The sequence below is a fragment of the Streptomyces sp. NPDC049813 genome, from assembly GCF_044465085.1.
Classification (GTDB): Bacteria; Actinomycetota; Actinomycetes; order Streptomycetales; family Streptomycetaceae; genus Streptomyces.
The window spans coordinates 1-13368 of the sequence record NZ_JBITLI010000026.1 but is presented as its reverse complement, the minus strand read 5'-3'; the positions used below and the strand labels follow the sequence as shown (position 1 = coordinate 13368).

Here is a 13368-nt window from a genome sequence, read left to right as displayed (position 1 = left end):
ATAGTTCCTCACGATGTTCGACATCCCTAGACTCCCCATGACGGGGCACAACTCGGGGGACAACTCAGTGGGGCTGGAGTGCCTGAACTCGTACTGGAACTGAATGGCAGAACCTGGACGCTCGACCCGTCCAGGTCGTACACCCTCGGACGTGATCCGCAGGGCGACATCGCGCTCGACGACGCGCGCGTCTCGTGGCGGCACGCCACGATCAGCTGGAGCGGCCGCGGCTGGATCATCGAGGACCACGGCTCGACCAACGGCACCTATGCGGGAGGCCGGCGGATCCATCAGGCGGAGCTGGGTCCCGGTGCGTCGGTGCACCTGGGCAACGCGACCGACGGCCCGCGGATCACCGCGCGGGGCGGCGCCCAGGCCGCCGCCGTCTCCACGCCGCCGCAGCAGGCCGCGGGCGTCGCCCAGCAGCCACCGCCGCAGCAGCAGCCGGGGGCCGGTGCGCCCGGCCGGCAGCAGCAGGCGCCGCAGCAGCACCAGCAGCCGCAGCACCAGCAACCGGCCTGGCAGCAGCCGCCGCCGGCGCAGAAGGTGCCGCACCAGCAGGGGCCCGGCGGCGTCGCGGGGGCCCCGCCGGTCTACGGCGACCGCAGCCCGACCACGTTCCACCAGTTCTCGCTCGGCCGCGTCATGCGCATCGGCCGTGCCCTGGAGAACGAGCTGGTCGTCTCCGACCTCCAGGTCTCGCGCCTGCACGCCGAATTCCACGCGACGCCCGACGGCCGCTTCGAGATCCGCGACCTCGGCTCGCACAACGGCACGTACGTCAACGGCCAGCCGATGGCCAAGGGCGGCTCCGCGCTGCTCGGCCCGAACGACATCGTCGGCGTCGGCCACTCCACCTTCCGGCTCGTCGGCGACCGGCTCGAAGAGTTCGTCGACACCGGTGAGGTCTCCTTCTCCGCACGGCACCTGACGGTCACCGTGGACGGCGGCAAGCAGATCCTCAAGGACGTCTCCTTCGGCGTCCCGGAGAAGTCGCTGATCGCCGTCATCGGCCCGTCGGGCTCCGGCAAGTCGACGCTCCTGAAGGCGCTCACCGGTTACCGCCCCGCCAACGAGGGCGACGTCCTCTACGACAACCGGAACCTCTACAAGCAGTTCGCCGAGCTGCGCCAGCGCATCGGTCTGGTCCCGCAGGACGACATCCTGCACAAGGAGCTGACCGTCAAGAAGGCGCTCAAGTACGCCGCCAAGCTCCGCTTCCCCGCGGACACCAGCGAGCAGGAGCGCCAGCAGCGCATCGACGAGGTGCTGCGCGAGCTGAAGCTGGACATCCACAAGGAGAAGAAGGTCACCTCCCTCTCCGGTGGCCAGCGCAAGCGCGTCTCCGTCGCCCTGGAGCTGCTGACCAAGCCGTCGCTGATCTTCCTCGACGAGCCGACGTCCGGGCTCGACCCGGGCATGGACCGCGACGTCATGCAGCTGCTGCGCGGCCTCGCCGACGACGGCCGCACGGTCCTCGTCGTCACCCACTCCGTGGCCGAGCTCGCGATCTGCGACAAGCTCTTGGTGATGGCGCCGGGCGGCTCGGTGGCGTACTTCGGCCCGCCGGAGGAAGCCCTCAACTTCTTCGGCTACGAGACCTGGGCCGACGTCTTCTCGGCGTTCGAGAACTACCGTGACTACGACTGGGCGGGCCGCTGGAAGGGCTCGCAGCACTACCAGATGTACGCCGCGGACATCGACGCCGTCGCCGCCCAGTCGGTGCAGATGCCGCCGCCGGCCGCGATCAAACCGCCCAAGCCGCAGCCCTGGGGCGCCCAGCTCTTCACGCTGATCCGCCGCTACGTGTCGGTGATCGCCTCCGACAAGGGCTTCATGGGGCTGATGGTGATCCTGCCCGCGGTCCTGGGCATCGTCTCCGTGGTCATCCCGGCCGACTTCGGCCTGGCCCCGCCGAAACCGCCCTCGAAGTTCAACGGCGACGCGGGCACGATCATGCTGATCATCGCGGTCGGCATGTGCTTCTCGGCCGCGGCCAACTCGGTCCGTGAGCTGATCAAGGAGCGGGTCATCTACGAGCGGGAGCGCGCCACCGGGCTGTCCCGGTCCGCGTACCTGATGTCCAAGGTCATCGTCCTCGGCGTCATCACCGCCGTGCAGGGCGTCATCATCTGCGCCATCGGCTTCTTCCCGCGGGACCTTCCGAAGGAAGGCCTGCTGATGCCGCCGGCGCTGGAGCTGTGCGTCGCGATCATCGCGCTGGGCTTCACGTCGATGATGTTCGGCCTGGTCATCTCCTCGCTGGTGAAGACCTCCGAGAAGACCATGCCGCTGCTGGTCATGTTCGCCATCGTGCAGGTCGTCTTCACCGGCGTCCTCTTCCAGATCTACGGCTCGATCGGCCTGGAGCAGTTCGCCTGGCTGATGCCGTCCCGCTGGGCGATCGGCGCCGCCGGGGCCACGCTCGACCTCTCCCACCTGATGCCGCCGTGGGACCCGAAGAACCCGAACGACCTCGACCCGCTGTGGGAGCACTCGGTCACCCAGTGGGGCATCAACCTCGCGGTGCTGATCGTGCTCGGCGTGATCTGCGGCTTCGCGGTCGCGCGGCTGCTGCGCCGCCACGAGCCCGAGGTCATGCGCAAGTAGGCGCACCACCGGCACCCGTACGCCAGTGAAGGGCGGCACCCTCGTCGGGGTGCCGCCCTTCACTGGCATGGGGGTTCAGCGGGTTCCGGACCCAGAGGTCCCTGCAAGGGGTCTCAGGACGCGCCGGTCACCGGGGCTCAGTACGCGCTGTCGACGTTGTCGATCGAGCCGTACGTGGCGGCCGCGTAGTTCGCCGCGGCCGTGATGTTGGCGACCGGGTCGTGGATGTCCGACGAGGTGCCGTCGACGTGGTAGGTGTCGAACGTCGGCTGGATGACCTGGAGCAGGCCGATCGAGGGCGTGCCGTTCTGGGCGTTGATGTCCCAGCCGTTCTCCGCGTTCGGGTTGCCGGTGGACTCGCGCATGATGTTGCGGTAGAGCCCGTCGTACGAGCCGGGGATGCCCTTGGCCTTCATGATGTCGAGGGACTGCTTGATCCAGCCGTCCAGGTTGTTCGCGTAGACCGGCTTGCGGGCGGCGGCACGGGAGGCGGCCTCCTGGGCCTCGCGCTCCTTCTGCGCCTTGGCGTCGGCGTCGGCCTTGGCCTTCGCGGCCGCGTCGGCCTTCGCCTTGGCGTCTGCGTCCGCCTTGGCCTTGGCCTCGGCGTCCGCCTTCTTCTTCGCCTCGGCCTCCTGCTGGGCCTTGAGCTTCGCCTCGGCCTGCTTCGCCTTCTCCGACGCGGTGGCCTGCTGGTCGGTCACGCTCGCCCGGACGTCCTTGATCTGCTGCGCGCCCGCGTTCGTCGTGTAGGCGGCCGGGGCGGAGGAGACCGTCTCGGCGTGCGCCTGCGTACCCTGGCCCGGGACGAGCGTCACCGCGAGGGCGGCGGCACCGAGAGCGGCGACACCGGCCATCGAGACCTTGTGGACGCGGGTCAGCTGACTATGGCCGGGGAAGCTGTGCTTGGACATGGGAGATGGGGACCTCTCGAAGAACGGGGGTCGCTCGCCGGAGAACCGGACGGACCGTGTTTGGGACACGAACGCCGTGGGTAGACCCGGTCGGCGCTGAGCGACGGTGGCCATTCTTAGCGGCAGCAAAATTCCGTGGCAAAGGTGTGACGTACGAAGCCGGGTAGTGGGCCTGTGGCCCGCAAACAGCGTCCTGAGGCCGGTGCGCGACCCGCAGACCCGGCCCGGCCTCAGGACTTAAGGCCCACGCGCAACCACTAGCGGCCTTCGTACGTGACCTGCACCCTATGCGCGGCGTCACATCCGCTCACGCCCGTTCTCACGAACAGTTGCCATCGCAACGCACACGGTGAGCCGTCTCCTCCGTAGGGAGGAGGCACCCGTGTGCGGACTCGTCCCTCAGGCCCACCGGCGCGCCCCCCCGGCCCCGGGCCCCGCGCCCTACGTCCACAGCCCTAGCCGGGGGCCGCCGCAGGTCGGATCCGTGCGGCCGCACCCCGCCGGTACGGTGACGCCATGAGTCACGGCCCCCGGACAGGACTGGCCGCGGTGAGCGCCGCGCTGCTGGCCATGAGCAGGCACCTGGAGGTGCGCGACGTCCTCAAGACGATCGTCGCCTCGGCGCGCGAACTGCTCGACGCCGAGTACGCGGCCCTCGGCGTCCCCGACGACCACGGCGGCTTCGCCCAGTTCGTCGTCGACGGCGTCAGCGAGGAACAGTGGAAGGCGATCGGCCCGCTGCCCCGCCAGCACGGCATCCTCGCCGCCATGCTGCGCGACGCGCGCACCGAGCGCCTCGCCGACGTCCGCGAGGACCCCCGCTTCGAAGGCTGGCCCGCCGCCCACCCGGACATGTCCGACTTCCTCGGCCTGCCCATCAAGGACGACGACGAGACCATCGGCGCCCTCTTCCTCGCCAACAAGAGGTGCCCCAAGCCGCAAGGCGGCTGCGGCTTCACCGAGGAGGACGTCGAACTGCTCCGCATCCTCGCCCAGCACGCCGCCATCGCCCTCACCAACGCCCGGCTCTACGAACGCAGCCGCGAGCTGACCATCGCCGAGGAGCGCTCCCGGCTCGCCCACGAACTGCACGACGCCGTCAGCCAGAAACTCTTCTCGCTGCGGCTGACCGCCCAGGCCGCCGCCACCCTCGTGGACCGCGACCCGGCCCGCGCCAAGGACGAACTGCGCAACGTCGTGGAACTCGCCGCCGAGGCCACCGAGGAGCTGCGCGCGGCCGTCGTGGAACTGCGCCCCGCGGCCCTCGACGAGGACGGCCTGGCCGCCACCCTGCGCACGCACGCCCAGGTCCTCGACCGTGCCCACACGGCCCGCGTCACCTTCACGGCCACCGGCCTGCGCGCCCTGCCCGCCGCCCAGGAGGAGGCGATGCTGCGCGTCGCCCAGGAGGCCCTGCACAACGCGCTGCGCCACTCCGGCGCGCAGCACGTCCAGGTCTCCCTCGGCAGACGCGGCGGCGGCGCCGCCCTGCGCGTCACCGACGACGGCGCCGGCTTCGACCCGAAGGCGGTCCGCCGCGCGGGACGCCACCTGGGCCTGGTCTCCATGCGTGACCGGACCAGCGGCGTCGGCGGCCGGCTCACCGTGGAGTCCGAGCCCGGCAAGGGCACCACGATCGACATGGAGGTCCCCGGTGGCTGAACCCATCAAGGTGCTCCTGGTCGACGACCACCAGGTCGTCCGCCGGGGCCTGCGTACGTTCCTCGAAGTACAGGACGACATCGAGGTCGTCGGCGAGGCGGCCGACGGCGCCGAAGGAGTCGACCGGGCCGAGCAGCTGCGCCCGGACGTCGTCCTCATGGACGTCAAGATGCCCGGCATGGACGGCATCGCGGCGCTGCGCAAGCTCCGTGAACTGGGCAACCCGGCCCGCGTGCTGATCGTGACCAGCTTCACCGAGAGGCGCACGGTCGTCCCCGTCCTGCGCGCCGGAGCCGCCGGCTACGTGTACAAGGACGTCGACCCGGACGCCCTGGCCGGCGCCATCCGCTCCGTCCACGCGGGCCACATCCTGCTCCAGCCCGAGGTGGCGGACGCCCTGCTCTCCCAGGAGGAGACCAACGGCGGCCAGGGCCGCGGCGGCTCCCTCACCGAACGGGAGCGCGAGGTCCTCGGCCTGATCGCCGACGGCCGCTCCAACCGGGAGATCGCCCGCGCCCTCGTCCTCTCCGAGAAGACGGTGAAGACCCACGTGTCGAACATCCTGATGAAGCTCGACCTCGCGGACCGCACCCAGGCCGCCCTGTGGGCGGTGCGGCACGGCGCCGCCGGCTGACTCGCCCGCCGCGCGCACTACTCCACCCCGGCAGGGGCGGTTCCCCTCCGGTGAGAGATTCATACTGTCGTGTAGATGTCCCCCGTCCGGCGTATCCCGGCGGGCGGGGCGGCGTTCTCCAGTGCGTGCCGCGGCGGCTGGCCGCGGCAGTCGCTAGGAGGATCCCGAAGTGAAGAACCTGAAGAAGGCCGCGGCTGTCACCCTCGTCGCCGGTGGCCTGGTCGCCACCGGCGCCGGTCTCGCCTCTGCCGCTGACGGTGCGCACGCGGACGGCAAGGCCGTCCACTCGCCGGGCGTCGGCTCGGGCAACCTGGTCCAGGCCCCGGTCCACATCCCGGTCAACGCCGTGGGCAACAGCGTGAACGTCATCGGCGTGCTGAACCCCGTCTTCGGCAACCCCGGCCTCAACAGCTGACCTGGGCACCAGGTCCCCAGGACCACCGGCCCCCCGGGCATGCCCCGGGGGGCCGCGCCATGTCCCCGGGCCGCCGCGCACGCGGGTCTGTTGATCCGATCGGGCGTATCCCCGCCCCGCCCCGTTCCCTCCACCCGGCCCCGGCGTTGCTCACCGTGCGGCTCGCCTTTGGGGCCGGAACGCACCATCTGGAGGAACACTTCTCATGCACATCGCCAAGAAGGCCGCTCTGGCCGTAGCCGTCGCCGGTATCGCCGCGGGCGCGTCGGCCGGTGCCGCCGTCGCCGACGCGGGCGCCGAGGGCGCGGCCACGACGTCCCCGGGCGTCATTTCGGGCAACCAGGCCCAGGTGCCGGTCCACGTCCCCGTCAACGTCGTGGGCGACTCGGTCAACGTCATCGGGCTGCTCAACCCGACCTTCGGCAACACCGCGGCGAACGACTGACGGCGCCACCGAGCAGGCACCCGGAGCCCCGCGACCCCCGTGGCCGCGGGGCTCCGGTCCGTCCGCGCCCGGGCGCGGGTCACCGCCCGCGCCCCGCCTCACCCACGCTGCTGCTCCTCCACATACGCGTTGTACGCGGCGACCTGCGCCCGCCGGGCCGTCCGCTCGACCGGCCGCAGCGCCACCGCCCGCGCCCCCATCTCCGAGGCGCTCACCGCCCCGCCGTGCCCGCTCTCGTACGCCACCTCGACCAGCAACCCCACCCGCTGCGCCAGTTCGAGCACGCGCACCGCGCGGGGCGGATACCCGGGCGCCAGCGCCTCGCGGCCCCGCTCGGCCCGGGCCCGGTACGCGTCGACGGCCGCCTCAGCCAGCGGCCCCGAGCCCGCCACGTCCAGCCGGGTCAGTACCTCGGTGGCTTCCCGCAGCGCCTCCGCCAGCTCCCGCTCGGCCTCGCCGAGCGAGGGCACGTCGGCCGGCGGCGCCTCGCGCACCGGCAGGCAGTGCCAGACCACCTCGACGTGCACGTCGCCCTCCGGCCCGGCCGCGTCCACCTCGGGAATCAGCCCGAGCGCGGCCCCCGAGCAGATCACCGCCTCCTCTGCGTCGACGGCCCGCGCGTTGAACTCCGGCGGCCCGCTCAGCCCCAGCGGATGCCCCGGCGCGGGCAGCGCGACCCGCAGGCCGCCGACGCCCAGGGCCCGCAGCCGGCCGAGCGCCAGCGTCAGCCCGACGGGCCCCGCCTCCCCGGGGATCCCCGCGACGCGGTGCACCGCGTCCTCCCCGACGATCGCGAGCGCCGCGTCGTCGGGCGCGACAAGACCGGCAAGAAGGGCATTTCCCCATGCCGCGAGACGTCCAGAGCGTGGTTCCGAGAGCATGGGCCCCACCATAGAAGGCCCGCGGGACGCCAAAACCCCGACCGATGGAATGGACCACCGGACCAGTGGCGTAGGTTTTCCCCAGGGGGCTGCGTCCGGCGCCGAACAAGCCGAAACTCACCGGACGCACGCGAGACGGCCGAGACTGCAATGGGAGACAACGCGCTCATGAGCGATGTGCTGGAGCTGGAGGACGTATCCGTGGTCCGCGAGGGCCGGGCTCTGGTGGACCAGGTCTCCTGGTCGGTGAAGGAGGGGGAGCGCTGGGTCATCCTCGGACCCAACGGCGCGGGCAAGACCACCCTCCTGAACATCGCCTCGAGCTACCTCTTCCCGAGCAGCGGCTCCGCCACCATCCTCGGCGAGACCCTCGGCAGGCCCGGCACGGACGTGTTCGAACTGCGGCCGCGGATCGGCGTCGCCGGCATGGGCCTCGCCGAGAAGCTGCCCAAGCGCCAGACGGTCCTGCAGACCGTGCTGACCGCCGCCTACGGCATGACGGCCGGCTGGCAGGAGACCTACGAGGACATCGACGAGCGGCGCGCCCGCGCCTTCCTCGACCGCCTCGGCATGAGCGACTACCTGGAGCGCAAGTTCGGCACGCTCTCCGAGGGCGAGCGCAAGCGCACCCTGATCGCCCGCGCGCTCATGACCGACCCCGAGCTGCTCCTCCTCGACGAGCCGGCCGCCGGTCTCGACCTGGGCGGCCGCGAGGATCTCGTCCGCCGCCTCGGCCGCCTCGCCCGCGACCCGATCGCCCCCTCGATGATCATGGTCACGCACCACGTCGAGGAGATCGCCCCGGGCTTCACCCACGTCCTGATGATCCGCCAGGGCAAGGTCCTCGCCGCCGGCCCGCTGGAGCTGGAGCTCACCTCCCGCAACCTCTCGCGCTGCTTCGGGCTCCCGCTCGTCGTCGAGCAGCGGGGCGACCGCTGGACCGCCACCGGCCTCCCCCTCGGCTGACCGGCCCCGCCGCACGGCCGCACGGCCCGATCGTCCCCTGTCGGCACGGCCGTCCGCGGAACTACCATGACCATGTGGCAGACATAGACGCATGGGTGTGGTGGCTGATCGGGGCGGCCGCGCTCGGAATCCCGCTCGTCATCACCGCCATGCCCGAGCTGGGCATGCTGTCGGTGGGTGCCGTCGCCGGCGCGGTGACGGCAGGACTCGGTGGGGGAGCCGTCCTCCAGGTCGTGGTCTTCGCCGTCGTCTCCTGCGCGCTGATCGCCGTCGTCCGCCCCATCGCCGTACGCCAGCGCAGCCAGAAACCGGGCCTGGCCACCGGTATCGACGCCCTCAAGGGCAGACAGGCCGTCGTCGTCGAGCGCGTCGACGCGAGCGGCGGCCGGATCAAGCTCGGCGGCGAGATCTGGTCCGCCCGCACCCTCGACGGCGACGCGGCGTACGAACCGGGCCACCAGGTCGACGTCGTCGACATCGAGGGAGCCACCGCGATCGTCATCTGAAGCCCGCGGGTGACCTGAACTCGCCCCGCAGGAAGGGCGGTTCTGACAGACTCGACCAGCACGATCTCATGATCTTCCGACGTGACGGCGTCGGGAGGACAACCGCACGAAGGGCACGGGAGACGCGATGTCAGCGATCATCATCGTCCTGATCATTCTGGTGGTGTTGGTCTTCATCGCCCTGATCAAGACCATCCAAGTCATCCCGCAGGCGAGCGCCGCCATCGTGGAGCGGTTCGGCCGGTACACCCGCACCCTCAACGCGGGCCTGAACATCGTCGTCCCCTTCATCGACTCCATCCGCAACCGCATCGACCTGCGCGAGCAGGTCGTGCCGTTCCCGCCGCAGCCGGTGATCACCCAGGACAACCTCGTCGTCAACATCGACACCGTCATCTACTACCAGGTGACGGACGCCCGGGCGGCCACCTACGAGGTCGCGAGCTACATCCAGGCCATCGAGCAGCTCACGGTGACGACCCTGCGCAACATCATCGGCGGCATGGACCTCGAGCGGACCCTGACCTCCCGCGAGGAGATCAACGCGGCGCTGCGCGGCGTCCTCGACGAGGCCACCGGCAAATGGGGCATCCGCGTCAACCGCGTCGAGCTCAAGGCGATCGAGCCGCCCACCTCCATCCAGGACTCGATGGAGAAGCAGATGCGCGCCGACCGCGACAAGCGCGCCGCGATCCTCACCGCCGAGGGCATCCGCCAGTCCCAGATCCTCACCGCGGAAGGCGAGAAGCAGTCCGCGATCCTGCGGGCCGAGGGCGAGGCGAAGGCGGCGGCCCTCAAGGCAGAGGGCGAGGCGCAGGCCGTCCGCACGGTCTTCGAGGCGATCCACGCCGGGGACCCGGACCAGAAGCTCCTCTCCTACCAGTACCTCCAGATGCTGCCGAAGATCGCCGAGGGCGACGCCAACAAGCTCTGGATCGTCCCCAGCGAGATCGGCGACGCGCTCAAGGGCCTGAGCGGCGCCATGGGCAACTTCAACCCGATGGGCGGCGGCTCCGCCCCGGCCGCCAAGGAGCGCCGGGAACAGCCCCCCATCGACTGAGAACGAGCAGAGCGAACGGGACGGGCCGCCGACCACATGGTCGGCGGCCCGTCCCGTACGTATCGCGGCCTACGCCGCGGCCTTCTGCTGTCCCAGCCAGCCGGGCAGCGCCGCCTGCTCGTCCGCCCCCAGCGAGAGCAGCATCGCGTCGGCAGGCGTCGGCTCGAAAGGCTGCCTGAGCAGCGGCATCCCCGCCTGCTCCGGCGTCCGGTCGGCCTTGCGGTGATTGTCCTCGGCGCAGGACGCCACCGTGTTCAGCCAGGCGTCCGCGCCACCCTGGGACCGCGGCACCACGTGGTCCACGGTCGTCGCCCGCCGCCCGCAGTACGCGCACCGGTGCTGGTCCCGGATGAGCACCCCGCGCCGGGACCACGGCGCACGTCTTCGGAACGGCACCCGTACGTACCTGCACAGCCTGATCACCCGCGGCACCGGCAGATCGAGCGCGGCACCGCGCATGCGCAGTTCGGGGTGGGCCTGCTCGACGACCGCCTTGTCCTGCAGCACCAGCACGACGGCCCGGTTCAGCGTCACCGTCGAGAGCGGCTCGAAGCTCGCGTTCAGCACCAGTGTGTCCCGCACCCTGCCCACCTCCCGTACGCACCGGATCACCCCTCGGCGTCCGTGCGTTCACTTTGGCCGCGCCCGCCGAGATGGACAACGCAATAAAAAAATGCCCGCCCCTGATCACTTCCAAGACCAGGGGCGGGCAAACGCTCGGTGAACGTCAGCTCTCCGCGGGAGCCGCGTACTCGGCGACGACCTGCGCCCGCGCGAGCGTGTGGAACCGCAGGTTGAACCCGACGACCGCGGGAGACGCGTCGGAGTCGATCCCGAGCTTCTCCTGGTCCACCGCGTACACGGTGAAGACGTAGCGGTGCGCGGGGTCGCCGGGCGGCGGCGCGGCGCCACCGAACTCCTTCGCCCCGTAGTCGTTGCGCACCTGGACCGCGCCCTCGGGCAGCCCGGCGAACGAGCCGCTGCCCGCCCCCGCCGGCAGCTCGGTCACCGAGGCCGGGATGTCGAACAGGGACCAGTGCCAGAAGCCGCTGCCGGTCGGCGCGTCCGGGTCGAAGCACGAGACCGCGAAGCTCTTCGTCTCCGCCGGGAAGCCCTCCCACCGCAGCTGCGGCGACGTGTTCCCCGCCGCCTGGACCTGGGCGTCGTCGAGCACACCGCCCGGCTCGAAGTCCTCGCTCACCACGGTGAACGACGGCACCTGCGGATGAAAGTCATGCGGCAACGGCGCCCGCTCGGGCTGCTCGGTCACGATGACACCTCCTGAATCACGGGTTTTGCTCTGTCCCGGGTTCTACCGGATCCGACGTCCCAAACCCTAGAACCAGTTCTTCCGGCTGCCGACCTCCGACAGCCACTGGTGCAGATACGCCGACCAGTCGGTGCCCTGGAAGTCGTGGTGCCCGACGACGAACGAGCGGAACGTGTCGCTGCCCTCGCTGAACAGGCCCGGCTTCTTGTCCATCTCCAGGACGACGTCCATCTCCCGGTCGTCGGCCACGAAGCTCAGCTCGACCTGGTTCAGCCCCCGGTACTGCTGCGGCGGGAAGAACTCGATCTCCTGGTAGAACGGCAGCTTCTGCCGGGTGCCCCGGATGTGCCCGCGCTCCATGTCCGCGCTCTTGAAGCGGAACCCGAGCCCGATGAACGCGTCCAGGATCGCCTGCTGCGAGGGCAGCGGGTGCACGCTGATGGGGTCCAGGTCCCCGGAGTCCACGGCCCGGGCGATCTCCAGCTCGGTGGTCACCCCGATGTTCATCCCGCGCAGCTGCTGGCCGTCGATCGTCGTGACCGGCGTCTCCCAGGGGATCTCCAGGCCGAAGGGCACCACGTGCACCGCGTTCGCCTTCAGCTCGAACGCGCCGCCGAGCCGCACCTTGGTGAACTCGATGTCCTGCTTGTACTCCTCTTCCCCGCCCTCGACCTCGACCCGGGCCTGCAGTCCGACGGAGAGACCCTCGATGTCCTGGTCGACGGAACCGCCCTGGATCCGGACCTCGCCCTGGACGACGCCTCCGGGCACGACATTGGCCTCGGTGAGCACCGTCTCGACGGACGCCCCGCCCGCACCCAGACTTGCCAACAGCCGCTTGAAGCCCATGACTCGATCTCCTCCGTAGGTGAACCGTGATCTCGCGATCACCGAACCTGCTGGTCCTGCTGACACAAACGCGGGACACCGGCCACCGGTTCCGCGCCTGCCCACACCGGCCGTTCCGTTACCCTCGGACGGCATGATCGCGGCCCCTGACCGTACGCCCCTGACCCGCACCTTCTTCGACCGCCCAGTGCTGGACGTCGCTCCCGACCTCCTGGGCCGCACGCTGGTGCACCACACCCCCGAAGGCCCGATCGAGCTACGCCTCACCGAGGTCGAGGCCTATGACGGTGCGAACGACCCCGGCTCCCACGCCTACAGGGGACAGACGGCCCGCAACAGCGTGATGTTCGGACCGCCAGGACATGTGTACGTCTACTTCACCTACGGCATGTGGCACTGCATGAATCTGGTCTGCGGCCCTCCGGGCACCGCGAGCGGCGTGCTGCTGCGCGCCGGCGAGATCACCGAGGGCGCCGAACTCGCCCGCACCCGTCGACTCTCGGCCCGCAAGGACAAGGAACTGGCCAAAGGCCCGGCCCGCCTCGCCACGGCCCTGGGCGTGGACCGCGCCCTGGACGGCACGGACGCCTGCGCCCCCGGGGCCTCCCCGGTGAGCATCCTGCGGGGCACCCCGGTCCCGGCTGACCAGGTAAGCAGCGGCCCGCGCACCGGAGTCGCCGGCGAGGGCGGAGTCCATCCGTGGCGCTTCTGGGTCGCCGACGACCCGACGGTGAGCCCCTACCGGGCGCACACGCCGCGCCGCCGACGAGCTTGACGCGGTCTTGCGCGATCCGTAAGGTAGTCCGAGCCGCTTGACCCGGGTATGGCGTTCAGTCAGCAACCGGAAGCGGCCAAACCACTACTTACTCACGATCACCCTCAGCGGGGTCCTTTTCGGCGTGCCCGCACGTCGAAATTCGAACTCGCGAAACTCGAATTATGAGTTGCCGGGGAAATCGGCTAACGTAGTGAGCACGCCGAAAGGCAAGGCCCCTCCAGCGGCCACCGGAAATGAATTCCGAACCGGAAACGGAACGGAAAACGGATCTGGTAAGGTTGGAAACACCGAAGGGAAGCGCCCGGAGGAAAGCCACGAGAGAGTCTCTCGGGTGAGTACAAAGGAAGCGTCCGTTCCTTGAGAACTCAACAGCGTGCCAAA

The 13368-nt window shown here is 70.6% G+C and carries 14 protein-coding genes; 9 read left to right on the top strand and 5 right to left on the bottom strand.

Annotation, left to right across the window (positions count from 1 at the left end; all coding sequences use genetic code 11):
- Nucleotides 1-78 precede the first annotated feature (78 nt).
- Nucleotides 79-2610 carry an FHA domain-containing protein gene (locus ACIBW6_RS33955; protein ID WP_399066620.1) on the top strand — a complete coding sequence of 844 codons (2532 nt, stop codon included), beginning with the start codon at nucleotides 79-81 and terminating at the stop codon, nucleotides 2608-2610.
- Nucleotides 2611-2747: 137 nt separating this feature from the next.
- On the opposite strand, the gene ACIBW6_RS33950 is transcribed toward ACIBW6_RS33955, so the two are convergent.
- Nucleotides 2748-3521, bottom strand: a complete 774-nt coding sequence (locus ACIBW6_RS33950) for a transglycosylase SLT domain-containing protein (RefSeq protein WP_399066618.1) — start codon at nucleotides 3519-3521, stop codon at nucleotides 2748-2750.
- A gap of 516 nt (nucleotides 3522-4037) precedes the next feature.
- Here ACIBW6_RS33950 and ACIBW6_RS33945 point away from each other — a divergent pair.
- The 4 genes from ACIBW6_RS33945 to ACIBW6_RS33930 all read left to right on the top strand — a co-directional run bounded on the left by ACIBW6_RS33945 (nucleotide 4038) and on the right by ACIBW6_RS33930 (nucleotide 6677).
- Entirely contained in the window at nucleotides 4038-5183 is a 1146-nt protein-coding gene (locus ACIBW6_RS33945) for a GAF domain-containing sensor histidine kinase (RefSeq protein WP_399066616.1), read from the top strand.
- Nucleotides 5176-5817, top strand: coding sequence for a response regulator (locus tag ACIBW6_RS33940; RefSeq protein WP_399066614.1), 642 nt, complete (start codon nucleotides 5176-5178; stop codon nucleotides 5815-5817). Before ACIBW6_RS33945 ends, ACIBW6_RS33940 begins: the two co-directional genes overlap by 8 nt.
- 169 nt (nucleotides 5818-5986) lie before the next feature.
- Entirely contained in the window at nucleotides 5987-6232 is a 246-nt protein-coding gene (locus ACIBW6_RS33935) for a chaplin (protein ID WP_399066612.1), read from the top strand.
- Nucleotides 6233-6437: 205 nt separating this feature from the next.
- Complete coding sequence (locus tag ACIBW6_RS33930; RefSeq protein ID WP_399066610.1) at nucleotides 6438-6677, top strand: chaplin; 240 nt, start codon at nucleotides 6438-6440, stop codon at nucleotides 6675-6677.
- 98 nt (nucleotides 6678-6775) lie between these two features.
- Here the strand turns inward: ACIBW6_RS33930 and ACIBW6_RS33925 are convergent, their stop codons facing one another.
- Nucleotides 6776-7558 (bottom strand): hypothetical protein, encoded by a 783-nt coding sequence (locus ACIBW6_RS33925; RefSeq protein ID WP_399066608.1) that lies wholly within the window; start codon nucleotides 7556-7558, stop codon nucleotides 6776-6778.
- Nucleotides 7559-7726: 168 nt separating this feature from the next.
- Here ACIBW6_RS33925 and ACIBW6_RS33920 point away from each other — a divergent pair, with 168 nt between their 5' ends.
- The 3 genes from ACIBW6_RS33920 (at nucleotide 7727) to ACIBW6_RS33910 (ending at nucleotide 10090) form a co-directional block, all read left to right on the top strand.
- A complete protein-coding gene (locus tag ACIBW6_RS33920) occupies nucleotides 7727-8524 on the top strand; it encodes an ABC transporter ATP-binding protein (protein WP_399066606.1) in 798 nt (265 codons plus the stop codon).
- Nucleotides 8525-8598: 74 nt separating this feature from the next.
- Complete coding sequence (locus tag ACIBW6_RS33915) at nucleotides 8599-9030, top strand: NfeD family protein (protein WP_399066603.1); 432 nt, start codon at nucleotides 8599-8601, stop codon at nucleotides 9028-9030.
- 127 nt (nucleotides 9031-9157) lie between these two features.
- On the top strand, nucleotides 9158-10090 hold the full coding sequence (locus ACIBW6_RS33910; protein WP_399066601.1) for an SPFH domain-containing protein: 933 nt from the start codon (nucleotides 9158-9160) through the stop codon (nucleotides 10088-10090).
- Between the two features lie 69 nt (nucleotides 10091-10159).
- Here ACIBW6_RS33910 and ACIBW6_RS33905 read toward each other — a convergent pair whose 3' ends face one another.
- From ACIBW6_RS33905 to ACIBW6_RS33895, 3 genes are all read right to left on the bottom strand, one after another.
- Nucleotides 10160-10672 carry an HNH endonuclease gene (locus ACIBW6_RS33905; protein WP_399066599.1) on the bottom strand — a complete coding sequence of 171 codons (513 nt, stop codon included), beginning with the start codon at nucleotides 10670-10672 and terminating at the stop codon, nucleotides 10160-10162.
- 145 nt (nucleotides 10673-10817) lie between these two features.
- Entirely contained in the window at nucleotides 10818-11360 is a 543-nt protein-coding gene (locus ACIBW6_RS33900; RefSeq protein WP_399066597.1) for a YbhB/YbcL family Raf kinase inhibitor-like protein, read from the bottom strand.
- A 66-nt stretch (nucleotides 11361-11426) separates the two neighbouring features.
- Nucleotides 11427-12209 carry a sporulation protein gene (locus ACIBW6_RS33895; protein WP_399066595.1) on the bottom strand — a complete coding sequence of 261 codons (783 nt, stop codon included), beginning with the start codon at nucleotides 12207-12209 and terminating at the stop codon, nucleotides 11427-11429.
- A 133-nt stretch (nucleotides 12210-12342) separates the two neighbouring features.
- Here ACIBW6_RS33895 and ACIBW6_RS33890 point away from each other — a divergent pair, with 133 nt between their 5' ends.
- On the top strand, nucleotides 12343-12984 hold the full coding sequence (locus tag ACIBW6_RS33890; RefSeq protein ID WP_399066593.1) for a DNA-3-methyladenine glycosylase: 642 nt from the start codon (nucleotides 12343-12345) through the stop codon (nucleotides 12982-12984).
- Nucleotides 12985-13368 lie beyond the last annotated feature (384 nt).

Coding starts and splice junctions, on each gene's coding strand:
- ACIBW6_RS33950 (WP_399066618.1), bottom strand. CDS start 3,521: ATGTCCAAGCACAGCTTCCCCGGCCATAGTCAGCTGACCCGCGTCCAC.
- ACIBW6_RS33890 (WP_399066593.1), top strand. CDS start 12,343: ATGATCGCGGCCCCTGACCGTACGCCCCTGACCCGCACCTTCTTCGAC.
- ACIBW6_RS33930 (WP_399066610.1), top strand. CDS start 6,438: ATGCACATCGCCAAGAAGGCCGCTCTGGCCGTAGCCGTCGCCGGTATC.
- ACIBW6_RS33925 (WP_399066608.1), bottom strand. CDS start 7,558: ATGCTCTCGGAACCACGCTCTGGACGTCTCGCGGCATGGGGAAATGCC.
- ACIBW6_RS33895 (WP_399066595.1), bottom strand. CDS start 12,209: ATGGGCTTCAAGCGGCTGTTGGCAAGTCTGGGTGCGGGCGGGGCGTCC.
- ACIBW6_RS33945 (WP_399066616.1), top strand. CDS start 4,038: ATGAGTCACGGCCCCCGGACAGGACTGGCCGCGGTGAGCGCCGCGCTG.
- ACIBW6_RS33920 (WP_399066606.1), top strand. CDS start 7,727: ATGAGCGATGTGCTGGAGCTGGAGGACGTATCCGTGGTCCGCGAGGGC.
- ACIBW6_RS33910 (WP_399066601.1), top strand. CDS start 9,158: ATGTCAGCGATCATCATCGTCCTGATCATTCTGGTGGTGTTGGTCTTC.